The organism is Micromonospora sp. NPDC050397 (assembly GCF_044901685.1).
Classification (GTDB): Bacteria; Actinomycetota; Actinomycetes; order Mycobacteriales; family Micromonosporaceae; genus Micromonospora_G.
In genome coordinates this window covers 248,641-273,535 of the sequence record NZ_JBJDPS010000007.1, presented here as the reverse complement: position 1 = coordinate 273,535, position 24,895 = coordinate 248,641, and the positions used below count along the sequence as shown (strand labels likewise).

14 protein-coding genes and 1 riboswitch are annotated in these 24,895 nt (G+C 69.3%); of the genes, 7 read left to right on the top strand and 7 right to left on the bottom strand.

The window, feature by feature from the left end:
• Positions 1-129: 129 nt before the first annotated feature.
• The gene (cobN, locus tag ACI2K4_RS24335; protein WP_404514390.1) at positions 130-3,765 is read right to left on the bottom strand and encodes a cobaltochelatase subunit CobN; all 3,636 of its coding nucleotides are present in this window, start codon (positions 3,763-3,765) and stop codon (positions 130-132) included.
• A gap of 123 nt (positions 3,766-3,888) precedes the next feature.
• Positions 3,889-4,011, bottom strand: a riboswitch (cobalamin riboswitch).
• Between the two features lie 100 nt (positions 4,012-4,111).
• Here cobN and cobG point away from each other — a divergent pair.
• The 3 genes from cobG to ACI2K4_RS24320 are packed head-to-tail and all read left to right on the top strand — an operon-like array spanning position 4,112 to position 7,598.
• Positions 4,112-5,380, top strand: coding sequence for a precorrin-3B synthase (gene cobG / locus ACI2K4_RS24330; RefSeq protein WP_404514389.1), 1,269 nt, complete (start codon positions 4,112-4,114; stop codon positions 5,378-5,380).
• A complete protein-coding gene (locus ACI2K4_RS24325) occupies positions 5,377-6,003 on the top strand; it encodes a precorrin-8X methylmutase (RefSeq protein ID WP_404514387.1) in 627 nt (208 codons plus the stop codon). Before cobG ends, ACI2K4_RS24325 begins: the two co-directional genes overlap by 4 nt.
• Positions 6,004-6,026: 23 nt before the next feature.
• Complete coding sequence (locus ACI2K4_RS24320; RefSeq protein WP_404514419.1) at positions 6,027-7,598, top strand: precorrin-2 C(20)-methyltransferase; 1,572 nt, start codon at positions 6,027-6,029, stop codon at positions 7,596-7,598.
• Positions 7,599-7,614: 16 nt separating this feature from the next.
• Here the strand turns inward: ACI2K4_RS24320 and ACI2K4_RS24315 are convergent, their stop codons facing one another.
• Positions 7,615-7,995 (bottom strand): hypothetical protein, encoded by a 381-nt coding sequence (locus ACI2K4_RS24315; protein ID WP_404514385.1) that lies wholly within the window; start codon positions 7,993-7,995, stop codon positions 7,615-7,617.
• 147 nt (positions 7,996-8,142) lie between these two features.
• Between ACI2K4_RS24315 and ACI2K4_RS24310 the strand changes: the two genes are divergently transcribed.
• The 3 genes from ACI2K4_RS24310 to ACI2K4_RS24300 all read left to right on the top strand — a co-directional run bounded on the left by ACI2K4_RS24310 (position 8,143) and on the right by ACI2K4_RS24300 (position 10,675).
• Positions 8,143-8,334, top strand: coding sequence for a DUF397 domain-containing protein (locus ACI2K4_RS24310; protein WP_404514384.1), 192 nt, complete (start codon positions 8,143-8,145; stop codon positions 8,332-8,334).
• A gap of 81 nt (positions 8,335-8,415) precedes the next feature.
• Complete coding sequence (locus ACI2K4_RS24305) at positions 8,416-9,606, top strand: geranylgeranyl reductase family protein (RefSeq protein ID WP_404514382.1); 1,191 nt, start codon at positions 8,416-8,418, stop codon at positions 9,604-9,606.
• A gap of 4 nt (positions 9,607-9,610) precedes the next feature.
• Complete coding sequence (locus tag ACI2K4_RS24300) at positions 9,611-10,675, top strand: hypothetical protein (protein ID WP_404514381.1); 1,065 nt, start codon at positions 9,611-9,613, stop codon at positions 10,673-10,675.
• Between the two features lie 32 nt (positions 10,676-10,707).
• On the opposite strand, the gene ACI2K4_RS24295 is transcribed toward ACI2K4_RS24300, so the two are convergent.
• Complete coding sequence (locus tag ACI2K4_RS24295; protein ID WP_404514380.1) at positions 10,708-10,932, bottom strand: hypothetical protein; 225 nt, start codon at positions 10,930-10,932, stop codon at positions 10,708-10,710.
• A 310-nt stretch (positions 10,933-11,242) separates the two neighbouring features.
• On the opposite strand from ACI2K4_RS24295, the gene ACI2K4_RS24290 reads away from it, so the two are divergent.
• The gene (locus ACI2K4_RS24290) at positions 11,243-12,091 is read left to right on the top strand and encodes an NAD(P)H-binding protein (RefSeq protein WP_404514378.1); all 849 of its coding nucleotides are present in this window, start codon (positions 11,243-11,245) and stop codon (positions 12,089-12,091) included.
• A gap of 76 nt (positions 12,092-12,167) precedes the next feature.
• Here the strand turns inward: ACI2K4_RS24290 and ACI2K4_RS24285 are convergent, their stop codons facing one another.
• The 4 genes from ACI2K4_RS24285 to ACI2K4_RS24270 all read right to left on the bottom strand — a co-directional run bounded on the left by ACI2K4_RS24285 (position 12,168) and on the right by ACI2K4_RS24270 (position 24,798).
• Positions 12,168-12,443: a hypothetical protein gene (locus ACI2K4_RS24285; protein ID WP_404514377.1), complete on the bottom strand. Its 276-nt coding sequence runs from the start codon at positions 12,441-12,443 to the stop codon at positions 12,168-12,170.
• A 445-nt stretch (positions 12,444-12,888) separates the two neighbouring features.
• Positions 12,889-19,707, bottom strand: coding sequence for a polymorphic toxin-type HINT domain-containing protein (locus ACI2K4_RS24280; protein ID WP_404514376.1), 6,819 nt, complete (start codon positions 19,705-19,707; stop codon positions 12,889-12,891).
• A 79-nt stretch (positions 19,708-19,786) separates the two neighbouring features.
• On the bottom strand, positions 19,787-23,311 hold the full coding sequence (locus ACI2K4_RS24275) for a LamG-like jellyroll fold domain-containing protein (protein ID WP_404514374.1): 3,525 nt from the start codon (positions 23,309-23,311) through the stop codon (positions 19,787-19,789).
• A gap of 614 nt (positions 23,312-23,925) precedes the next feature.
• Positions 23,926-24,798 (bottom strand): YfbK domain-containing protein, encoded by an 873-nt coding sequence (locus ACI2K4_RS24270; protein WP_404514372.1) that lies wholly within the window; start codon positions 24,796-24,798, stop codon positions 23,926-23,928.
• Positions 24,799-24,895: the final 97 nt, after the last annotated feature.

The following is a 24,895-nucleotide window of genomic DNA, read 5'->3' as shown; positions in this document are numbered from 1 at the left end:
AAAACGCTCGGCTGGGACACCCCAGCCGAGCGCCTCGCTAAACTCCTAACCGTCACCGACTAACCACCGTGTTGCAACGACCCCTGGAATCCGCCCGCTAGCGTTAACAAGGGGCCCTTCCTTACGTGCCTACGCGGAGCCGTCGTCCTCCAGGTCGCCCTCGGTGCGTACGTAGAGTTCGCGCAGGGCGTCGAGGGTGGCCGGCTCAGGGTGCTCCCAGAGCTGCCGGTCGGCCGCCTCGAGCAGCCGCTCGGTAATGCCGTGCAGCGCCCACGGGTTCGACTCGGTGAGGAACTTCTGGTTCTCCGGGTCGAGCACGTACGTCTCGGCCAGTTTCTCGTACATCCAGTCGGCGACCACACCGGCGGTCGCGTCGTAGCCGAACAGGTAGTCGACCGTGGCGGCCAGCTCGAACGCACCCTTGTAACCGTGCCGGCGCATCGCCGCCAGCCAGCGCGGGTTGACCACCCGGGCGCGGAAGATCCGGGCGGTCTCCTCGCTCAACGTACGGGTACGCACCGCGTCCGGCCGGGTGCTGTCCCCGATGTACGCCGCCGGTGCCTTGCCGGTCAGCGCCCGTACCGTGGCGATCATGCCGCCGTGGTACTGGAAGTAGTCGTCCGAGTCGGCGATGTCGTGCTCGCGGGTGTCGGTGTTCTTCACCGCCACCGCGATCCGCCGGTACGCCGTCTCCATGTCGGAGCGGGCCGCGACCCCGTCCACGCCCCGCCCGTACGCGTAGCCGCCCCAGACGGCGTACACCTCGGCCAGGTCGGCGTCGTCGCGCCAGTTCCGGCTGTCGATCAGCGGCAGCAGCCCGGCCCCGTACGCGCCCGGCTTCGAGCCGAAGATGCGCATGGTGGAGCGCCGCTCGTCCCCGTGCTCGGCCTGGTCGGCGAGGGCGTGCGCCCGTACGTAGTTCGCCTCGGCCGGCTCGTCCAGCCCGGCGACCAGCCGTACCGCGTCGTCGAGCAACGCGACCACGTGCGGGAACGCGTCCCGGAAGAAACCGCTGATCCGCATCGTCACGTCGATCCTGGGCCGGCCGAGTTCGGCCGGGTCGATCGGCTCCAACCCGGTGACCCGGCGGGACGCCTCGTCCCAGCGCGGCCGTACGCCGAGCAGCGCCAGCACCTCGGCGATGTCGTCGCCGGCGGTGCGCATGGCGCTGGTGCCCCACATGGACAGCCCCACCGAGCGGGGCCACTCGCCGGTGTCGGCCCGGTAGCGGGCCAGCAGCGAGTCGGCCATCGCCTGCCCGGTCTCCCAGGCCAGCCGGCTCGGCACCGCCTTCGGGTCGACCGAGTAGAAGTTCCGACCGGTGGGCAGGACGTTGACCAGGCCGCGCAGCGGCGACCCGCTCGGACCGGCGGGAACGTACCCGCCGTCGAGGGCGTGCAGCACGGCGGCCAGTTCGTCGGTGGTCCGGTCCAGCCGGGGCACGATCTCGGTGGCCGCGAACTCCAACACCCGGGCCACCTGCGCCCGATCCACCCCCGGCCCGCCATTCGTGGGAGCACCGAGTACGGCCTCGCAGACCTCCGCCGCCACCCCCGGCGTCCAGTCCCGTTCCTCCATCGCCAGCACCAGCGCGCGGGCGGTCTCCTCGATCCGGTCCACCTCGCCACGAGCGGCGCTGCCGTCCTCGGTCAGCCCGAGCGCCTCGCGCAGACCGGGCAGCGCGGCGACCTGACCGGCCCACATCTGCCGGGCCCGGAGCATGGCCAGCACCAGGTCGACCCGGTTCTGCCCGCTCGGCGCCACCCCGAGCACGTGCAGCCCGTCGCGGATCTGTACGTCCTTGACCTCGCAGAGCCAGCCGTCGACGTGCAGGATGAACTCGTCGAACTCGGCGTCGTGCGGCCGGTCGGCGAGGCCGAGATCGTGGTCGAGCTTGGCCGCCTGGATCAGGGTCCAGATCTGGGCCCGGATCGCCGGCAGCTTCGCCGGGTCCAGGGCGGCGATGTTCGAGTGTTCGTCGAGGAGCTGTTCCAGCCGGGCGATGTCGCCGTAGCTGTCGGCGCGGGCCATCGGCGGGATCAGGTGGTCGACCAGGGTGGCGTGCGCGCGACGCTTCGCCTGGGTGCCCTCACCGGGGTCGTTGACCAGGAACGGGTAGATCAGCGGCAGGTCGCCGAGGGCGGCGTCCGGCCCGCAGGCGGCGGACATGCCGAGCGTCTTGCCGGGCAGCCACTCCAGGTTGCCGTGCTTGCCGACGTGCACCACCGCGTGCGCGCCGAACTCGTCGGCCAGCCACCGGTAGGCGGCGAGGTAGTGGTGGCTCGGCGGCAGGTCGGGGTCGTGGTAGATGGCGACCGGGTTTTCGCCGAAGCCGCGTGGCGGCTGGACCATCACCACGGTGTTGCCGGCCCGCAGCGCGGCGAGCACGATCTCGCCCTCGGAGTCGCGCGAGGTGTCGACGAAGAGTTCACCCGGCGGCGGGCCCCAGTGCCGTTCCATTCCCTCGCGCAGCTCGGCCGGGAGGGTGTCGTACCAGGCCCGGTAGCGGCTGGCCGGGATTCGGATCGGGTTGCCCTCGAGCTGTTCCTCGGTGAGCCAGTTGAGATCCTGGCCACCGGCGGCGATCAGCCCGTGCACCAGGGCGTCGCCGTCACCGGCCGAGACACCTGGGAAGGCGTCCGGTCCGTCGGCGGGGCCGATGTCGTACCCCTGCTCGCGCATGGCGGTGAGCAGCCGGACCACGCTGGCCGGGGTGTCGAGGCCGACCGCGTTGCCGATCCGGGCGTGCTTGGTCGGGTACGCCGACAACATCAGCACGATCCGGCGCTCGGCCGGCGGGGTGTGCCGCAGCAGACCGTGCCGGACCGCGATACCGGCGACCCGGGCGGACCGCTCCGGGTCGGCGACGTACACGGTCAGCCCGTCGGCGTCGATCTCCTTGAACGAGAACGGCACGGTGATGATCCGGCCGTCGAACTCCGGGATGGCGACCTGGGTGGCGGTGTCGAGCGGGGAGAGCCCGTCGTCGTTCTCCGCCCAGACCGCGCGGCTGCTGGTCAGGCAGAGCCCCTGAAGGATCGGCACGTCCAGCGCGGCGAGCGCGCCGACGTCCCAGGCCTCGTCGTCGCCACCCGCACCGACCTCGGCCGGGCGGGTGCCACCGGCCGCGAGCACCGTCACGACCAGTGCGTCCGCCTCGCCGAGCGTCTCCAGCAGGGCGGGCGCGGGGCTGCGCAGCGAGGCGCAGTAGACCGGCAGCGGCCGACCGCCCGCGTCCTCGATCGCGGAGCAGAGCGTCTCCACGAAGGCGGTGTTGCCGGCCACGTGGTGGGCCCGGTAGTAGAGCACCGCGATCACCGGGCCGTCGGTGTGGCGTGACTCGCGCTCCAGCCGGCCCCACTCGGGTGTCGGCACCGGCGGCGCGAAGCCGTAACCGGTGAGCAGGACCGTGTCAGAGAGGAACCGGTGCAACTCGGTCAGGTTCGCCGGGCCGCCGTGCGCGAGGTAGGTGTGCGCCTGGGCGGCCACCCCGGCGGGCACCGTCGAATGGCCCATCAGCTCCGCGTCGGGGGCCTGCTCACCACCGAGCAGTACGACCGGCAGCGCCCCGGCCAGCAGCGCGTCGAGCCCTTCCTCCCAGGCCCGGTAGCCGCCGAGGATGCGTACCAGCACCAGGTCGACGCCGTCGAGCAGGGCGGGCAGCTCCTCGACCGAGGTGCGGGCCGGGTTGGCCAGCCGGAACTCGGCGCCACTGGCCCGGGCGCTGAGCAGGTCGGTGTCCGAGGTGGAGAGGAGCAGGATCATCGGGCACCGCACAGGGCGTGGCGAGACATGATGGTTCCTCCCTCGGGGTCCGCGCCCCGGGTTCGTCGGTTGCGGCCCGGTGCCGTCCCCGGTCGGGGGCGTACCGTGCCGCGCGGTGACCCGGAGTCTCCTGGCTCCCGGATCGTCGCTCGCCCCGGTCTTCCCGCCCGTGTGGGCCGTGACCGTGTCGGGGTCCGCTCCCCGGTAACAGTGGCGGGACCGCGCCGGGATCACACCGGCTTCCTCCACCTGTCGCCGCGTTCAGCGGCTCCCACTCTCACGAGTCCGACCCCGGTTCGTCAAGCCGCTCCCGGCCGGGCTGCTGGTGGGCCGTAGTATCCGCCGGGTGTGGTCACCACGAGGGCGGTCGGCACCGGACGCCTGTCCGGGGGCGCTGCGCGTACATGCCGCCGCCGACGGCAACCTGGCCCGGGTACGGGTGCCCGGTGGGCGCCTGCACCGCCGGCAGCTCGCCGTGCTCGGCGCGGCCACCGCTGACCTGGGTGACGGCGGACTGGAGCTGACCTCGCGGGGCAACGTCCAGCTCCGGGGCCTGGCGCCCGGTGCCGAACGGGAGTTGGCCGCCCGGCTCTGGGAGGCGGGCCTGCTCCCCTCCGAGACCCACGAGCGGGTACGCAACGTCATCGCCTCCACCCTCAGCGGCCGGACCGCCGGCGGCCGACTCGATGTCCGCCCGCTGGTCGACGAGCTGGACGAGGGGCTCTGCGCCGACCCGGCGCTGGCCGACCTGCCCGGCCGGTTCCTGTTCACCGTCGACGACGGCCGGGGCGACGTGACCGGCTTCGGCGCGGACGTGGGGCTGGTCGCCGTACCGACCGGTGGGCTGGCCGTGCTGCTCTCCGGCACCGACACCGGGGTACGCGTACCGCCGAGCGCCGCCGCCGGGGTCGCCCTGCTCGCCGCGCACGCCTTCCTCGCCGAGTACGCCGACCAGGGCGGCGGCGCGTGGCGGCTGACCGAACTAGACGACGGCGTACGGCGGGTGACCGCACGGTTGCGAGCCGCCCTCGACCCGGCGACGCTCCTGCCGCCGGGTGAGCCGGTCAGCACGACCACACCGACCCGTCCGGCGGTCGGTCGGGTCTCCCAGGTCGACGGGCGGGTGGCGCTGGTCCTGACGGTGCCGCTGGGTCGACTCACCGGGGCACAGGTCGCCGCACTCGAAACCGCGTCCGCCGACGGCTCCGGCGAGATCAACATCACTCCTTGGCGCACCGTCGTCGTGCCCGATCTGGGCACCGGAGAGGCTGGGCGCCGGTTGGCCGCGCTGACCGCCGAGGGTCTGGTGGCCGAGGCCACCGCCGGCTGGGTCGGGGTGACCGGCTGTGCCGGCCGTCCTGGGTGCGCGAAGGCGCTCGCCGACGTACGGACCGACGCGGGTCGGGTGCACGCGGCGGCGGGTCCGGAAGGCTCGGGCCTGCCGGTGCACTGGGTCGGCTGCGAACGGCGCTGCGGCCGACCGACGGACCGGCATGTCGAGGTGCTGGCCACCGACGAGGGTTACCAGGTCAGCCTGGACGGTCGATCGCGTTCGCGGTTGATGACGCTGGACGAGACCGCTGCCGCGATCGCGGCGGCACGGAGGGGTACGTGATCGACTACGTCCGCGACGGCGCGGAGATCTACCGCCGGTCGTTCGCCACGATCCGCGCCGAGGCGGACCTGACGGGCCTGCCCGCCGACGTCGCCACGGTGGTCGTACGCATGATCCACGCCTGCGGCATGGTCGACCTGCCGGCCGACATCGGCTACTCCCCCGACGTGGTCTCGGCCGCGCGCGCCGCGCTGCGCGGCGGTGCCCCGATCCTCTGCGACGCGGAGATGGTCGCCTCCGGCGTCACCCGCAGCCGGCTCCCCGCCGACAACGAGGTGATCTGCACGCTGCGCGACCCCTCGGTGCCCGACCTCGCCGCCGCGCTCGGCACCACCCGCAGCGCCGCCGCCCTGGACCTCTGGGGCGACCGGCTCGACGGTGCCGTGGTCGCCATCGGCAACGCGCCGACGGCCCTGTTCCGCCTGCTCGAAATGATCGACGCGGGCGCCGGGCGACCGGCCGCCGTGCTCGGCATCCCGGTCGGCTTCATCGGCGCCGCCGAGTCCAAGCAGGCCCTCGCCGAGCAGACCGCCGGGTTGCAGTACCTGGTCGTGCACGGCCGACGGGGTGGCAGCGCGATGACCGCGGCGGCGATCAACGCCATCGCCGACGAGAGAGAGTGACCAGCGTGGACGGCGGTACGCCGATGGACGGCACGGGACCGGGTCTCGCACCGGGGCGGCTCTACGGGGTGGGGCTCGGTCCGGGTGACCCGGAACTGGTCACGGTCAAGGCCGCCAGGCTGGTCGAACGCGCGGACGTGATCGCGTACCACAGCGCGCGGCACGGGCGCAGCGTCGCCCGGACGATCGCGGAGCCGTACCTGCGCGGCGGGCAGATCGAGGAGGCGCTGACCTACCCGGTCACCACGGAGAAGCCGGAGCACCCGGACGGCTACCGCGCGCAGATCGAGGAGTTCTACGCCGAGTGCGCGGCCCGGCTCGCCGCCCACCTGGACGCGGGACGGGACGTGGTGGTCCTCTGCGAGGGCGACCCGTTCTTCTACGGCTCGTACATGCACATGCACAAGCGGCTCGCCGGCCGCTACCCGACCGAGGTGGTGCCGGGCGTGACCTCGGTCAGCGCCGCCGCCGCCGTACTCGGGCGACCGCTGGTCGAGCGGGACGAGACGCTGACCGTCTTGCCCGGCACGCTGCCGACCGAGGTGCTGGCGGAACGGCTGGCGGGCACCGACTCGGCCGCGATCATGAAACTGGGCCGTACCTTCGGCAACGTCCGCGCGGCCCTCACCCAGGCCGGACGGCTGGAAGAAGCCTGGTACGTCGAACGCGCCACCACCGACCGGGAGCGCTCGGCCAGACTGGCGGAGGTGGAACCGGAGACGGTGCCGTACTTCTCGCTGGCGCTGCTGCCGAGCCGGGTGCACGAACGTACGCGGGCCGAGTTGGTCGGGGTTGACCTGCCGTCGTCACCGGCCCCGGCGTCGTCCGCCGAGTCCGCCTCCGGCGCGGTCGGTGAGGTCGTGGTGGTCGGGCTCGGGCCGGCCGGGCGGGAGTGGCTGACCCCGCAGGCGCGGGCCGCCCTGGATGCCGCCGAGGACCTGGTGGGATACACGACCTACCTGGACCGGGTGCCGGTCAACCCGCGCCAGCGCCGGCACGCCTCGGACAACCGGGTGGAGGCGGAACGGGCCGAGTTCGCCCTCGACCTGGCCCGGCGTGGTCGCCGGGTCGTGGTGGTCTCCTCCGGTGACCCGGGCGTCTTCGCGATGGCCGCCGCCGTGCTGGAGGTCGCGTCCGAGCCAAAGTGGACCGACATCCCGGTACGGGTGCTGCCGGGGCTGACCGCCGCGCAGGCGGTGGCGAGCCGGGTCGGCGCCCCGCTCGGGCACGACTACTGCGTGCTGTCGCTGTCGGACCGGCTCAAGCCGTGGGAGGTGATCGCGAAGCGGCTCTCCGCCGCCGCGAGTGCCGACCTGGCGATCGCGATCTACAACCCGGGGTCGAAGAGCCGTACCTGGCAGGTGGCGGCGGCGAAGGAGCTGCTGCTGGAGCACCGGTCGCCGGAGACCCCGGTGGTGCTCGGGCGGGACGTCGGCGGGCCGGGCGAACGGGTCCGGGTGGTACGCCTCGCGGACCTCGACCCGGCCGAGGTGGACATGCGTACGCTGCTGCTGGTCGGCTCGTCCACCACACGGGTGGTCGAGCGCGGCGCGGGTGACCGGGTGGTGTTCACGCCCAGGTGGTACCCGGCCTGACCGGCAGCCCGGCCGGTTATCGCGGCGCGGCCCGGAGCCGGGTGGTCCAGTAGGTCAGGTCGGATCGGTGTTCGACCAGGGTGACCGGCTCGCCGCAGGCCTGCTCGATCAGGTCGGCCACCTCGTCGAGGTCGCCCGGGTTGTGGTCCCAGTCCCCGTCGCGGTACATCCGCAACCCCACGTCGGTCCGGTCCCAGGAGATCACCTCGGCCGCCTCGGGCGGCACCAGCACCACCGTGTAACGGCCGGCCTCGACCTCCGCCTCGCTCGGCTCGGCCTGCTCCGGCCGTCCGCGCCGGAACCGCTCCAGCACCGAGGGGATCGGTCCCGGCGAGTCCGCCGGGTCGTACGGCTGCGACCAGGTCGGGACGTATCGGTTCGGTTTGACATCGGTCATCTGTACGCCTCCCAGCGGTGTTTTGCGTTCGGAACCTTCTTTCGGCGGGAGGCGGAGAGGCTCGGCGAGGTAGCCTTGAGCCCCGCCGAGTCGGTCGATTTCGTTGCGCGGATCGCAACGGAGCACGAGCGAGAGTGAGCCTTCCTGATGATCGTCACCGGCCTGTCAGCAGCCACCTGGCGCAAGTCCAGCCGTAGTGGCACGAACGCGGACTGCGTCGAGATCGCCGAACTGCCGCAGGCCGTCGCCGTACGTGACTCCAAGGACCCGTCCGGGCCGGTGCTCGCCTTCGATCGAACCGCATGGTCCAGCTTCGTCAGGGCCACCCCCTCGACGTAATCTCCGGTCAGCGGGCCAACCCTGTAACTAATCGATTACCACTGGCAATATGGAGCGGTGGGTCCAGCGCGGTTCGATGTCGTGGTAGCGGGTTCCGGTCCGGCCGGCGCCACCGCCGCGATCGTCGCCGCCCGGCGCGGCTGGCGCGTCGCACTGGTGGACCAACGTACGTTCCCCCGGGACAAGCCGTGCGGTGACGGGCTCGGACCCGGTGTCGCACAACTGCTGCGTACCCTCGATCTCGGTCACCTGCTCGCTGGCGAGAGCCCGGCCACCTCACTGACCGTGTACGGGCCGTCCGGTGCCGAACTGAACGCGGCCCTGACCGGCCTGGACGGGATGCCGACCGAGGGGTACGTGGTGCCCCGGGCCGACTTCGACCAGCGACTCCGGCTCGCCGCGCTCGACGCGGGCGCGCTCGACCTGAGCGGGCACAAGGTGACCGGCACCGGTCTGGCCGACGACTCGCGGTGGGTGTCGGTCCGGCGGGGCGGGCAGGAGCACCGACTCGACGCCGGACTCGTGGTCGCGGCGGACGGGGCGTACTCGGTGCTGCGGCGGGCGCTCGGCGCGGGTCGGCCCGGCGAGCGGACCACCGGGATCGCCATGCGCGCCTACGCCGACACCGACGCCTTCGACCCGGACGGGCCACTGGGACTACGCATGATCTTCGAGTGGTCGAAGGAACTGCTGCCGGCGTACGGGTGGGTCTTCCCCAACGGCAAGGGGCTGGCCAACGTCGGCGTGGGCGTCATGGTCACCGAACTCCGGCGGCGCTCACTCGACCTGCGGCGGGTCCTGGACGGCTTCGCCGACTCCTGCCGACGTCGCGGGATCGAACTGGGCGACCTGTACGCGCACCGCGCGCACCACCTACCGCTGGCCCGACGGATACCACGACTCGCCCACCGGCGAGCGGTCCTGATCGGCGACGCCGCCTCGATGATCAACCCGCTGAGCGGCGAGGGCATCGTGTACGGCATGAACGCGGCCTATCGGGTGGTGGGCGGCCTGCCCGACGATCCTCGGGAGGCGGTGGGGCAGGCCAGGGCACTCGGCGAGTTCGAGCGGTGGTTCCGGCACACGTACCGGTCTCATCTGCTTTCCAGCCAGGTGGCGCACGGCCTGATGTCGATCCCGTGGTGGGCCCGACACATGATCCGCGCGGCCAACAACGACCCGGTCGTGTTCCGGGACGCGGTGGAGCTGCTGTTCGGACTCGGCCGCATCCGCGCCGGCACCACCTGGCGCATCCTCCGCCACGGGTGGTAGCGCCGTGCCGGCCCTGCGGACCTGGGTGTCGCCGTACACATCGGTCCCCCGGCTGGTGACCTGGGCCCGGCGGTCACGGCCACGGCAACGCCTGACCACGGTGGCGATCTTCGCCCTGGTGCCGACGGCGCTGTTCTGGTGGTGGTTCACCACCGCCGTGATCGACCGGTTGCACGGGCAGCCGGCGACCATGCGCTGGGCCATCCCCACCGCCGCGCTCTGGGTCACCATCAGCCCACTGTTGATGCAACAGGCCGAGTTCCGGTTGGAGAAGCTGTTGCACGAGTTCGGCCGGTACGGGCCCCGCGCCGGCTGGGACCTCGACGCGATCCGACGCTGCGTCGTGTGGTGGGACCGCGCCTTCTACCCGATGGTGCTGCCGGTCGGGCTGGCCCCGCTGCTGGCCCTGTCACTGTCGTTCCGGCCGCTCGACGCGGTGATCCCGGTCCACTCGGGCTGGCAGCGCGCCGCCGGCCTGGTGGTCATCGGCGCGGTGGGAATGTGCAGCGCCGCCGGCATCTGGGGAATCAGCAAGGCAATCGCCCTGGTGTACGCGGCGACCAGTCACGCCCGACTGCGCTGGACCCCGTTCCGGACCGAACGGGCGTGGGGCATCCGACAGCTCTACACCTTCGCCTGGGTCGAAGGGCTGATGTTCAGCTGTGGCGCGCTTTTCGTACCGGCCATGCTCGGCGTACAACCGCAGCTCACGGCGGCCAGCAAAATGATCGTGTGGACGTTCGTGGTGCTGCTGTTCATCGGAGGGCTGACCGTCTTCAGCATCCCCGTCTGGCTGCTCTACCGGCTGAGCCGGGACAGCCAGGAACGGGCCCTGGACAGCTTCGCCCCGGCGATCGAAGACGCCGTCAAAGTGGTCGCCGCGCCCGGCGGTTCGACCCACGCGCTGATCGAACGGGAGCTGGCCAGGCTCGACGTCACCCTGCGCCTGCGCGAGGTGATCGCGGCGACGGAGCCGGCGCCGTTCTCCTTCGGGTACGTCGGACGCGCCGCCACCACCCTGCTGCTGCCGATCGCGCTGACCGTGGTGCAGGTGGTCACGTCCGGGTGACACACGCTGGTGGAACCGACTGCGAATCGAGATCACCAGATCGCGATCTCGGTCCCGTCGGAATGCCACGCCCGCATGTCCCCACCCATTGGACTGCCAATCATGAGATATTCCGGCTCCGGACAGACCTCACCCATTCCGCCACCGATGAATTCGACCACGATATGCCCTCCCGGCGGAATGACAATCTCCTCTGCCGTTGGCTCGAACATCACGGTGAGGGACTTTTCCGATCTCGCGAACACCTTGAACTTCACACATCACCGTCCCGGGGTTGCGCATATGGTACTGAGCCAGATCGGCACGCGCCTTCCTCACCCCAGGAATGACCTTCCAGCCACAGCATCCCGAACATTCTCTTCAAGCTGGCGGCGAGCGCGACGTTTTGTGGCAGCGGGTCAAATTTCCACTCCACAGTAAAACGTGAACAACCCGTTCACATTTGCCAAAATCGACACGTTGGCGCACCATGGTTCATCTCCAATGCGACAGACCCGGACCGGGTCGGCTTCGTGCCGACGGTTTCCGGGACGGTCGCTGGCGTCCCCGAACGGAAGGACAGCAGGGATGACGATCCTGGTCACCGGCGCGACCGGCACCGTGGGAAGCAGTCTGGTGAGACAACTCCTGGCCGCAGGTCAGCAGGTCAGGGCACTGACCCGTGATCCGGCGGCGGCGGCCGGTCGGCTGCCGGGTCGGGTCGAGGTGGTCCGAGGCGACTTCAGCGAACCGGAGACCCTGGTCCCGGCCCTCATCGGGGTGGACCGGATGCACCTGGTCGCCATCGACGGGTACGGTCCGCTCACCACCGGACCGGAGATCCTCGAACTGGCAAAACGGGCCGGTGTACGCCGGATCACTCACCTCGGGCACAACAACGAGAGCCGGACCGACGACGATCCACTGGAGTCCGACCACCGGGTCCTCCAACGGGCAATCGAGGGCTCCGGTCTGGAGTGGACCCACCTGTTCCCGGGCGAGTTCGCCGCCAACACCTGGGAATGGGTCGAGTCGATCCGGTCCGAAAGCGTGGTGCGGGCGCCGTTCCCGGAATACCGCAGCGCCTTCGTACACGAGGCGGACATCGCCGCGATCATCGTGGCCGCACTGCTCGAAGAAGGCCACGCTGGCCGGACGTACGCACCGACCGGTCCAGCTCCGGTACGCCGAGTGGACGCGGTCCGGCTCATCGGCGCCGCGATCGGCCGAGAGGTGCGGTTCGTCGAGCTGACCCCGGAGCAGGCCCGGAAGCAGTGGCGGGACGTCTACCCCGAAGAGGTAATCGAGTGGTTCCTCGAGATGGGGGCCAGCCCCGACGGCAACTCCTGGGTCTTGCCGGACGTCGAGGAGGTGCTCGGCCGACCCGGGCGCATGTTCGCCGAATGGGCCGTTGACCACGCCAACGACTTCCGGTGATCGCGGGACAGCGGCTCGAAGTAGCCTATGTCAAGCCGTTCGGGCGGGCGCCCGAACCGAACCCCATCACCCAGCACTAATTCAGATCTCCCCATACCTCTGACCATAGAGCAAGTTCCTGAGCAACCTTCACATTCTTGACTCGGTCAACCAACTCAAGACACGATCGAATTAAATCTCTCGCATCATCAAGTTCCCGCAGTTCGTCAAGGGACAAGTCCTTCAAGTTCCTTGCTCGCACAACTGCCACACTCGGCGAAATTGCAGTCAGACCGAGATTGTGCCCAACGATTTCGTCCACCGAAACAATCTCCGCATTATCTCCACCACGAAGAATGTATTCGGTTGTCAAACCGGCAATTCTAACTGCGCCATCCACCGGGGACACATGACCTACGCGGACCGCCCCTCGAATCGCCTCCCTCGCCAGCACAGCGTACTGCGTCCTCCGAGGTTCTGACCCACATCGATACATCACAAAAAGGGCTCTGTATATCATGTTTTCCCACCAGAACCCCCTGTCGTTGAAGTCATTCGGCAGGTTTTCCGCAAACCAAATTTGCATACGCGGTGGACTCATTTCAGAGAGCCGCAAGAGAACGTCATCTGGCACCCTATCAGATTCCATGCCACTTCCTCTCCCTGCGCCAATTCTCATGCCGCAACTCAAACTGACGCACCGATCCCACATGCATTATCCACGACCACAGCCCCGGACCCCAGAACGGCCGCTCGACGCACGAGTCGAGCGGCCGCCCAGTATACAGATAGTCAATTATGTTCAGCCGAAAATGCAACTAGTCCGGGAAGACAATACCCAGCTCCGCAAAGGCCTCCCTCGCCACCTCACGACTGCATGCGCACGGCTTATAGTGGCCGCTGTGGTTGTTAATAAAGTCACCTACATAACCATCGCCACTCTTCCTGATTCTAGCCTCCCCGGCCGCCAAAACATCCGCCCCCCTGAAGATGATAGCGTGCGACATCTCCCCGAAGCCCCGCACCGAACGCGGAATGACACGAATGGTTCCATCGAGTGCCATCGCCCATTTAACGTTCCCCGCACTGATCACCTCATCAAAGCCAGCCTCTCCGACACCAACGGGTTTGACGCCCGCTTCTGCAGCCTCGGCAAGTTCGGTTTTCAGCATTTGGTCTTCTTTGTTCGGAAAAGGCGGCTTGTTCCCGTCACAGTTGTGTACGAGGACTGGCGCTTCTCCGGCGAATACATGGTACGTATGGATCTCGGCGACGGTGAGGTCGTGCATCACCTTCTCGCCAAGGTACGACCGGACCGCCGCGACGTGCACCGACTCACGACTGGCCCCCCGCAGCCGCTCCCCTACCCGAAGGTCAACCGCGTCGACCCACTCGTTGCGATCCTCACTCCAGAAGGGGTGGTGCCAGGTCGTCTTCAGTTCCCGCAGATCACCACCCGCGACGACAAGAGCGAGGTCCGTAAGGTCGCGATCCTGGTTGGTATGGGTATCGGTTACTTCCCGAACTTCCGTCTTGCCGGTTACTGGATCGGTCGCAACAACCTGGTCACCCTCTCTCAACTCCTCGATCGGTCTCTTCAAACCGTCCGCCATCAGCACGAGCGTGCCGGGCGCGAAGCTGTGACACTTCTTGAAGAAGTTCTTGACACCACTGATTAGCTTGCCGAGGAGACCCTTCACCCTCTGGACGAGCCTCGCCCCGTCGTCCCACTGCCAGGGTGCCCCGTACTTGCGGGCGAACTTCATAAGCATCCCACCGACAAAGGAGGTGGCTATGTTGATCGCCGTCTCGAGACAGCCGCCCATGTCGCCCTTGGTAAGACAACTCAGCGCGTCCGTGATGCCAAGTTCCTTCATGGCGATGTCAGCAAGCTCTTTCGCAGCCTCGAGAATAAGCTTCTTGGCCTTGGCGATTCTTGCCTGGCGGGCGCGTTCCGCAGCTGCCGCTGCAGCGGCGGCATCGTCACCGCCGCCGTCGGCGTTGCGTGGATTGCTCTCCTCTGGTGCGTCCGGATCGTACGCCCCGCTGCATCCGCCACAGCCGTCGTTGTGGCCGGGAACATCGTGATACTTGCCGGTGCTGTCGACGAAGTCGGCACCAGGGCCACAAACATCGTCCGAACACATCTTCAACCCGTCGGGGTCAGAGAAGGAGATCGGGTTGTTGTTTGCGTACGCATAGCCGTGCATTTGTTGCGGGTCGCCGACGTCAACTATTGGATCGATGGATATGAATCGTCCAGTGATCGGGTCGTATTCCCGGGCTCCGATGTTCACCAGGCCAGTGGTGGAGTCCTGATTGCCGTTGACGAAGCCCTTTTCCGTTGGCCATTGTCCGGGCGCCGGTTGGACACCCCGAGGGCTGCCGTAAGGAGTGGACCGGCGGTGGACGACACTACCGTTCTGGTTGACCACTGCCTGGCCGGTCCCGTGGTGATCGGGTGCGACGTAGTGGAAACCGTTGAGCTTCCGGACGAGAGTGCCGCCACCGGGAATGCCGTAGTAGCGGGTACCGTCGACCGACCTGGTGGTGTGGTCAAGCCGTAGTTCCATGCCGGGCAGGTAGAGGGTCGTGGCATCCGGCTCCTTGCGAAGCATGCGCGAACCGTCGACGTCGTAAAGGAAGCTGGTCTTCTTCCCTGCCTCCGTCACCGATTCCAGGTTGCCTTCGGCGTCCCAAACAAGATCCTGACCAACACCCGCCTTCGTACGCTTGGTGGTGTTCCCGCTGTTGTCGTACTCGTAGGTGTGCAGCTGTGTCCCGGAGGAGGTCGTCTCCGTCATCCTGGAGAGAGTGTGGGGCTTCGCCTGCCCCGCAGCGGGGTACTCGTACGCACGCTCGATCAGCGAAGTCCCGTTTGCCGCGTACTGGGTCTCGGTTTTGCGGTTGCCCACCAGGTCGAAGGTGTACGAGTGGTGGTACGGCGCCACTCCGCCAACTCCGGTCGCCGCCGGGCCACCCGCGCACGGGTCTTCGGCCGTGCTGGCCGAGGTCCAGGCCCGGTCCATCCGGCGCAGGTAGTCGTAGGTGAAGCACTGGACATCGCGGGTGCCGCTGGGAGTGTCCGCGATCGACTGGATGTTGCCGGCCGCGTCGTAGCTGTAGCGGGCATCGATGTCGACAACCGGAGCGCCGGCACGGTCGAGCCGCTGCCGGCTCAGCCGCTTTGAGCCCTGCTCCCACTCGTACGTCGACCAGGCTCGGGTGGGCCCGACCGCAACCTCGGCCTGGAGAATTTCACCGGTGGCGGCGTAGTCCACGTCGGTCAGGTATGCGCTGTCACCCGTGGTGGCCGTGAGCCGGTCCAGGTCGTCGTAGGTGTACGCGACCACCTCGTACGGCAGGCCCCCACCGTCCGACATTCCTACGGTCTGGACCGTGCCGTCGGGGTTGTAGGTGGTGCCATACGTGTACATGCCGGCGAGTTCGGCGCCCGCGTGGTCCGGCACCTCGTAGTAGGTGCCCTGGGGACGGTAGAACTCGTCGTAGATGCCGTAGTAGGTGGTGTACGCGGCACCGTCCACGAACCGGCTGGTGGACGAGAGCGTGCCGAGAAGCTCCTGGTCGTAGGTCCACTGGCTGAGCAGGATGCCGGTGTCGGCATCGCCCTTCCAGGTCGCCGTCTTGCGACCGATGGTGTCGTAGGTGTGGGTCAGCTTCGCCCCCACGCCATTGGTGGTGCCGGTCAGGCGGTCAAGGTCGTCGTACCGGTATGTCGAGGTGCCGGCGTCCGGGTCGACGGATTCGATCTTGCGACCGCGCTGGTCGTACTTGTGCCGCCAGACGTTGCCGGCCGGGTCCTTGACCGTCTCGAGCTGGCCGGACTGCGTGTACGTGTATTCGGTCTTGTCGGCGTCGCCGCTGGGTCCGGCGCCCTTGTACTGGAGCAGTTCGGTGGTCTGGCCGAGGGCGTTGCTGACCGTGGTGGTCGGCGTGCCGCCCTGCGGCGGGTCGACGGAAACCCGGTCGCCGCCGTAGGTCGTTAGGGTGCGCCACTTTTCCACCCCGGCGACCTGGAAGATTTCGGCCTTGACCCGGTCGGCACCGTCGTAGACGTAGAGCGCCTGGCCGTTCACGTCACCATTGACGGCCGGGTAGATCTCGTCCTTCGGTGCCCCCGCCGCGTGATAGGTCGCGTACGTCCGGTCGAGCTTGCCGGTGGCGGTGTAGAAGGTGTCGGCGATGAGGCGGGTGCCGTCCGGCCCCTCGGTCTGCACCTGACGGGGACGGAGCAGCCCGTCGTAGAGCTGGTACTCGACGCTGAACCGGCGGTCCAGACCACCCTGCTGCTTCTCCGTCTTGACCGCCACCGCCTTGTCGGTGCGGACCAGGTACGTGTACTTGATGCTCGGTACCGGCTCGCCCGCCCGGTCCGGCAACCAGACGGTCACCAGCCGGCCCAGCGGGTCGTACGCGAGTTCGCTGGTCAGGTCGTTCGGGTCGACCTGGCTGACCGGGCTGCCCCAGGCCGGGGCGTAGTTGGTGGTCGTCTCGTGTTCGAGCGGGCTGGTCTCCACCACCTTCGTGGTCAGCCCGTTGGTCTCGGTGTACGCGGTCTTGGTCACCGTACCGACCGAGTCGGTGGCGGTGAGCGGTCGACCGTAGCTGTCGAAGGTGCCCTCGGCCACCCGGACGTACGTCGGGGTGGTGCCGTTGTGGCTGGCCAGGCGCTCGACCCGAGTCGGGTTGCCGCGCGTCGGCACGGCACCGAACGCGAGGTTGTCGTACAGGGTCCGGCTGTCGCTCAGGACCTGGGTCTTCCGGTCCGGGGTGGTCGAGCACTTGACCGCGACCGACTCGACCTGGGCGGTGAGGGTGTAGAGGTGCAGCGCCTCGCTGTCGGCGTACGTGGTGCGGGTGCACGCCTCGTCACCGGTCTTGCTGACGTCGCCCTCGTTCTCGGTCCTGGTGGTACGACCGAACGTCGTCTCGAACTCCGACGTCGTCTTGGTCTCCCGCCAACCGGTACCGACCGCGGTGAAGTTCCGGGCGATCGAGGTGTTGGTGAGGATCGCCCGCTTGGCGCCCCAGGAGTGCGACTCGGTGGCGGTGGTGTGCCGCCACGGCGTCTTGATCGTCTTGCTGATCTCGGTCGGGCCGTCGAAGGTCTTGCTCTCCAACTCCACGCCGGAGAACTCGTCGTGGTCGACGTGGTCGACGCCGGCCGAGTCCCGGATCGTCACGCTCCGGGTGCCGCCGTCGGGGTCCTTGTCGCCGTGCATGCCGCGCAGGTAGCGGTGCTCGGTCTTGGTGGTCATCGTCTGGCCGCTGCCACCGGTCACCACGACCTTGCCGTAACCGCGCCACTCGCTCCAGGTCAGGTCCTCCGGATCGGTGATGCCGTCCGGCTCGGCGTGCCGCCAGGCGGCGCCGTCGAGGTAGTCGTACCTGGTGACCATGTCCGGGGAGCCACCGGTACGGTCGGTCTCGATCACCGCGTCGACCACGTACTTGTGGAACCAGTCGGTGGTCGGGTCGCCGCTGCCGAGCGGGTTCCACTTGACCGGGTAACACCGTCTCGTGCTCCTGCCCTCGGTGGGCAGGTTCCCCTCGGCGCAGTCGGGGTCCTTGTAGTTCACGTCGATCTGTGCACCGGTGTCGGTGTAGACCGTCGCCATCCGGAACCGGATCAGCGGGGCGATGAAGTCACCGGTCCGGTCGATCCGGTTCGGCTTCTGCAACCCGGCGAACTCGATCGCCGGCATCGCCGCGCTGCCGCCGACCTTGCCGGTGTGCGTGATCTTGTGCAGCCACAGGGTGCGGCTGCCGTCGCCGTTGTCGGTCAGCAGGTGGTCGAGCTTCCACTCGTCCACCGGGGTCCAGCCGGAGGCGCCACGGATCTCCGTGGTGATGCCGGTCAGCCGGGCCCGGGTCCAGAACGTGGCGGTGATCTGGTCGGCCTTGCACTTCGTGTCCTTGGCGCAGTTGCGGTCGAACGGTACGTCCGGCCAGTGCGACGCCGTGGTGCTGTTCAGGTCCTGCGGGTCACAGTCGATCCCGGTGGTCGGGAGGCACCGCTCCTGGGTGTCGAAGCGAACCCGGGCCGGAGCGTTGGTGCTGTAGACCTGGCCGTCGCGCTGACCGTAGTCGACGCGCTTGAGCCAGCCGCCCCGGTGGTACTCCACCCCGTTGGCGTCGGTGCGCCGGCCACGGGCGAAGTAGTTGCTCTCCCGGTTGTAGAAGTAGGAGGTGACGTTGCCGTACCGGTCCTTGACGTAGTCGAGGCTCCACCGCCACGCCTGGTCGCAGTACGAGTCCGCGAACGCCGGCTTCTCGCACGGCTCGTTGGCGTCGTCGCCGTAGACCGGGAGGGTCCAGGTGGAGTTCGTCTCCTCCTTGTTCGCCGACCATCCCGGCAGGCGGTTCAACCCGAAGTAGTACTTGGTGCCGTCGGTGGTGGAGACGATCCAGTGCTCACCGTCGTCGTCGCCGTTGACCGCCCCGGTCTCTCGTACGACCTTGGAACCGTCGTCGGTGGCGAACTTCCAGGTGTTACCGCTCTTGACCAGTTCGGTCGACTTGCCGTTGAGCAGGATGGTGGCGTTGTCGTACGCCCAGCACTGGTCGGCGGAGGTATCGTGGCCGTCGTCGGCGCAGGGCTTGTAGCGGCGCTCGATGTGGCCGGGCTCGTAGCTGAACCCCTCGCCGATCCAGGAGCCCTGGTTGTTCGTCGTCGCCGTCCGACCGTCGACCGACTGCGAGGAGTAGGCCAGGGTGATGCCGGGACCGCCACCGCCGGGCACCGGCGGCGTACGCAACGGGTACGACCAGGAGAATCCGCCGGTGGACGGGGCGACCGACCACTTCGACGACGGGGCGAGCGTGGTGGCGCCGTAGTTGCCCTGGGAGGACGAGTCGGCGGCGATCATGGCGTAGAGGGCACCGGCACCGGCCGGCGTGGACGCCTGTGCCGACAGCGTGTGGTCCTCGCCGTTGTTCAGCGTCGGCACCGGCTCGGCGGCACACTCCGGCTTTTCCGGTGTGCTCAGCGCGCACTCCGGCAACCGGGCCAACCGCAGCCGGGTGCCGAAGTCACCGCCGAAGAGGTTCGCGAGGCCGTCGTACCCGACGCCGAGTTGGACGGTGCCGGGTGTCTGTTGCCCGTCGGTGCGGCCGAGCCGCAGCACCGGCCCGTCGACCTTCGCCCGTTCCGAGACCTTGCGCTCCAGCACCTCGACCTTGACCCGGCCCGGGGTCGAGACCGCGGCTGTGCTGCTGGTGCGGGCGCCGTCGGCCGGGGCGGTGGCGGCACCGACCGAGACCGCCAGCCCGCCCGCCTTGGTGGTACCGGACGCGGCGACGCCGGTGGAACGGTTCGCGCCGAGGCTGATCTCGGTCGCGCCGGCCGCCGGCCAGGACGGTGCGGCCGGCTTGGTCGCGGCTGCCTTGGCGGCGGCGTCCGGCTTGCGGGGCTTCACCGGAATCGGTGCCCGCTCGCCCAGGATGCGGCCGGAGTCGTTGACGGTGGGCCGGTTGCTGTCCTTGGGGGCCGCGGCTGCCGGCGGCGTCGCCACCTGGATCAGGCTGGCGCCGAGGACGCCGGCCATCGCCCAGGCCACGGGTCGGACGACCCGGCGTCGAAAGACGCCGGACGAGATGAACGAACGGGAGAACATCGCCCCTCCAGGGCTCGCACGAGCGGGAACGACAGGGGGGTCCGGGCCGCCCGGGACGGGCGGCCCGGACCTCGGACGGTCAGAGAGCCGGCGTTTCCCTGGTCGGGAAGCCGATGCGCTGGACCAGGGTGGAGTCGGCGACACCGCTGTAGACCCGTACGTCGTCGACGGCTCCGGAGAGCCCCTCGCGGAAGCTGTCGTCCACGAACGCCCGACCGATCTGCAGACCGCCGGTCGCGACGAACGGCGTGATCAGCTCGATCGCGTCGGTCGGCACGCCGTTGACGTACAGCAGCATCTCCCGGGTGTAGCCGTTGTAGACCAGCGCCAGGTGGTCACCCTTGCCGAGGGTCTTCGGCCGCTCGCCGGTGTCGACCACCGTCGACTCGCCGCCGACCACGTCCGCGCCGGGCACCGCCAACTCCCAGTTGCCGAGCGTGTTGCAGCGCAGCACGAAGGCGCTGTCGTGCGCCCCCTTCTGCGAGAAGACCGTCATCGGGGTGCCCTGGCAGTCGCTGCTGAGCTTCACCCGTGCGGCGACGGTGAAGCTGCCGGCCGTGTCGGCGTTGACGGTGGTGCTGGCGTACGAGGCGGGCTTGCCGGTGAGCGCAAGGTGGCCGCCACCGAGCAGGGCCAGCGCCGGGTGCCGGTAGACGGATGCCTCCGCCCCGAGGGTCAGTTGCGCGCCGCCGCCGTACTCCGGACTGGTCACGCCGGTCGCGGTGTTCGTCTGCCAGTACGCCGCCCGGGTCGGCGCCGTCTTCTTCAGGCCGGTGACCTCCTGGCCCTGGATCAGCCGGTCGAAGAGCGAGACATCGGCCAGCTCGCCCTGCCAGTGGTCGGTGTAACCACTCTTGGTCAACCGCCGGCCCAACTGGATGCCGCCCCGGGACTTGGTCACCGACCGCCGCTCGGCGGTGACCGGCGTGCCGTCGCCGACCTGCAACGAGATGGTCCGCTGCGCCGCGTCGTAGAGCGCGGTCAGGTACGTCCACCCGGTGGTGGCACCGGCCACCGAGACCTTCCACTCGCCGAGGGAGTTGACGTCGGAGACGGGCAGCCGGAACACCCAGGAGCCGTTCTCGACACCGAGGCTGAAGCCGCTCTCCCCCGTACCGTCCTGGCTGATCGCGGTCTGCCGCCGGTTGACGTCGGTCGTCTTCACCCAGGCGGTCACCACGAAGCTCTTGCCGGTGTCGCGGAGCACGTTGGCGTCGGTGGCCAGGAAGCCGTTCGGGGTGCCGTCGAGCCGGACGGCGGTGTCCGACGGTCCGCCGGGACCGGCCACGCCGAAGGTCGCCCCCGAGCCGGCCGTGGCGGCGTTGCCGCCGAACTGGTCATCGGCGTTCGGGTCGCCGGAGACGTCGAAGAGCGGCCACTGCGAGATCGGCGGGGTCTTGCCGACCCGGAAGGTGCAGGAGGCGATGCTGCTGGACCGGCCGGCCCGGTCGACCGCCTGCACGTTGACCGTACGCGGGCCTTCCTTGTCCGGCAGCCACTGCATCGACACCGGCCCGCCGTCGGTCGTGGGGCGCAGCCAGGTCGCCTGGTCCGGGTTGGGGTTGGTGTTGAAGCCGAACCGGTAGGCGTACACGTCGGTGGCGGCGGAGTCGAAGGTGAAGGTGCCGTAGACCCCGATCGAGCCCTGCCAGAGGTCCGAGTTGTTGTTGCAGCTCGGCGCGTCCGGCGTGCCGTTGTCGGCGGCGTCCTCCGGCAGGTAGATGGCCGAGTCGATGTCCGGTGGCGCCGGGCTGCTGGCGTCGTACGTGAACTCGCACGGGTTACGGGTGCCGTCGGAGCTCCACGGTCCCCAGCTCGTGTTGTCGCTCGCCCGGACCTCCCACGAGATCACCACGTTCTGCGGGATCTCGGCGGGCACCTTGTACTGGAACACCGAGCCGCTGGACTTCAGGGCCGTGGTGAAACCGCGGGTCTGCAGGGTGCCGCCGGACGGCGTCCAGGTGACCTTGAACTCGGCCTTGATCTGCTCGGCGTGCGCGGACGAGTGGTCCGGGTCGCGCAGCACCGCGTTCAGCATCGGCGGAACGTCGGTGTACGGGCGGCTGGCGCCGAAGACACACTGCCCACCGGGCGACATGGTCAGGTCGGCCACCGCGGCGATCTGCGGCGCCCGGTTGTACCGGACCGACAGGACGGCGTTGTCGCAGAAGCGCTTGCTGTGCTGCGAGTTGCCCTCGTTGACCGCCTTGATGCCGAGCGTGATGTTGCTCCACTTGTTGGTCACCGCGAGTTGCACCGCCTCCTTGGCGTTCCAACTCGCGTTCTGGTTGGTGGAGGTGCACGACGACTGGGTGCTGGTCGGGGATTTGGACTCCAGGTGGTTGGCACCACTCCAACCGCTGCCACCGGGCTGGTTGCTCCAGTTCGTCGAGGACTTGATCCCCGCCGGCATCAGGTAGAGCGCCGCCGCCTGTGGGGTCGAGTTCCACGCGTGCTGCATGGTGACCCGGAACTCGGCCGACATGATCGTCTTGCCGGCGTACGGGGTGGCCAGCGTGTAGAACAGCCGCTTGACCTTGGAGCTGTTGCAGGACTCCGGGCAGAGGCCGATCCGCTCGTGCCGCTTGCCGTCGAACTTCCAGTACTCCTCGCTCGGGTAACCGCTGTCCACCATGGCCCAGGCGCTGTTGCTGGTCGCCTGCCAGACCGGGTCGACGTAGACCGGCCAGTTGGTGCCGGGGTCGTCGAGCATCGCCCGGTCGGGGGTGAGGGTGAGGGTGTCGCCGGTCAGTTCGAGGCCGACCGGTGCCACCTTGGCGCTCTCCGAGGGGCCGACGGTGGGGTCGTCGCCGTCCGCCTGCGTGTCGGCCGACCGCTGGCCCTCCCCAGGGGTGTCGCCGTCGTCCCACATCGTCGGCGCGCCGGTCTCGATCACCGGGTTGCCGGTGGCCGGGTCGAGGGCGACGACCCCGCCGTCCTCGGTCTCCTCGACGGTCAACCCGCTGGCCGAGACACCGAGCTGGAGGTTCTGCAACTCCGGGATGTCACCCGCCTCCGGTGTCTTGATCACGATGATGTGGGAGAAACCCTCGATCGTCGTGTTGAGCACCAGGTCGACGTCCGGGAAGACGTTCGGGTACGTCGCCTGGTCACCGTTGAGGACCGGCGTCGGCAGGGTCCACGGCCACTGCAGGCTGAGGGTCTTGCCGTCCCGGTCGACCACCACCAGTGGTGTCGAACCGCCGGCACTGAAGCGCATGTCGATCATGGCGGCGGTGGGCACGATGGTGCCGGACGGACCCGGCACCAGCGTCGCGTCGGTCGGAACCCACTCGCCGTTCTGGATCACCCGGACCGGCTGGGTGTGGTCGTTGGCGATCAGCGACCCGTCCGGCTGGGCGAACACGTCCCGGTACTCGCTGCGGTAGGCGAGCACCTCCACCGGCTGGTTGAGCGCGACCGCGGCGACGGCCGCCTCCGCCTCGGTGTCCCGGACCGGGTTCTCCTCCTGCACGGCCACGGCCGACGTGGTCAGCGGCGCCGGCTGCTCCTCGGCGTACGCCGAGGTGGCCAGCAGGCCGACCAGACCGGCGGCCAGACCCACCGCGCGCCACCAGGCACGGGTACGTACACGACCTCTCATCTTGCGGTCCTCCCCCGTTGAGTAGTGCGTATCCATTCGCGTCGTCACCCGATCGCCCCACCGAACGTCCTTGACCACCCGAGGGCAGCCCGGCCGGGAATACCCGGACCCGTCCCGCGTCGGCGCGGAAGTCGCCGTCCTCGGAGCCGTAGCTGACGGTCGACAGCTCGGTCAGCGCACCGGCGGCGGTGACGCGGAACCGGTGGATCAGTCCGGCGTCGGGTGCCACCGTGCAGTCGGCCAGGGCGAGATCCTCGCCGGGCACGTCGAGCGGGGCCGGCGTCGAGGCTGTGCACCGAGCCGGTGCCGCCGTACCCGACCTGGATCTGACCGGCCCGTTCGAGCCCGGCCACGGTCGCCTCCGGGTCCTCGACCCCACCCGTCACACCGGCCGCAAGGCATGAACGGACAGTGGCCGTCATACGACGAGCCACGAATCCTCCCCCGTGATCACCAGTTTCGATGTCGACGGTGACTCTAGGTATCGTTCAACCGAGTGCACAAGAGTGATCACAAGTTGTCAGGACACAACTGTCAGATCTGGACAGATCGGGTTCCTTGGATCACGCTGCGAAATCGACAGCGATGATATCCATCACCGGTGTGCGGGTGTCCTAGTCGTGCTCGTCCGCGCGGCCGACCAGCACGGCCAGTTCGCGTACCTTCGGGTCGCGGGTCGACTCGGCCGCCCGGTTCGCGATCCGGCCCAGGTCGTCCAGCCGCACCTGCTCGCCGCTGGGTGAACGCCGCAGCGCCTCGGCGAGGTAGCCGGCCGCGTAGCAGACCCAGAGCCGGGGCGACGCCTGCTCGAACCGGCCGTCGAGGTCCGCGACCGTGACCGACTCGTACGCCTCGGCCGCCGCCCGCTCGGCCGGGTCGAGCCAGCGGACCCGTACCTGGGCGGCCCGTGCCGGTGCGGGGCGCCCGGCGACGAGCCGGACCTCGTCGAGGGCGGTGACGCTGTGCCCCGGCCCCACCTCCCCGCCGTCGACCCGGTCGTCCCGGAAGTCGTCGTCGGCGATGGCCCGGTTCGCGTACCCGACCAGCCGGTAGGACCGGACCGTCGCCGGATCGAAGCTCACCTGCACCTTGGCGTCGAGCGCGCGTACGGTCAGCGTCGCCGGCAACCGCCGGAGGAGGATCTCGCGCGCCTGCGCCCGGTCGCTGACGTACACCACGAACCCGTCGCCACGGTCGGCCAGCCGTTCCATCAGGGCGTCGCCGTACTCGCTGCCGACACCGACGCCGAGCAACGCGATCTGCTTGTCCGCCTCGTCCCGGACCCGGCGCAGGATCTGATCGGCATCGGTCTGCCCGGTGTTCGCCAGGCCGTCGGAGAGGACGATCACCCGGTTCAGTCGGTGGTGCACGGTCCGGGCCGACGGGTGCGACCCCGGTCGCGGCGACCGCACCACCCGCCGGTGTGGGACCCACCGGTCGCCGGGGGTGAGCCGGGCGTACAGGGTGTGCCACCGTCGCCTCACCATTGCGACAGAACGTGGGGGTGGATGGTCGACCGGTTACCGAGCCGACACCCAACCGTGAACCACGTGATCAGCTCGTAGGCGGACTGTGACCGGCCGG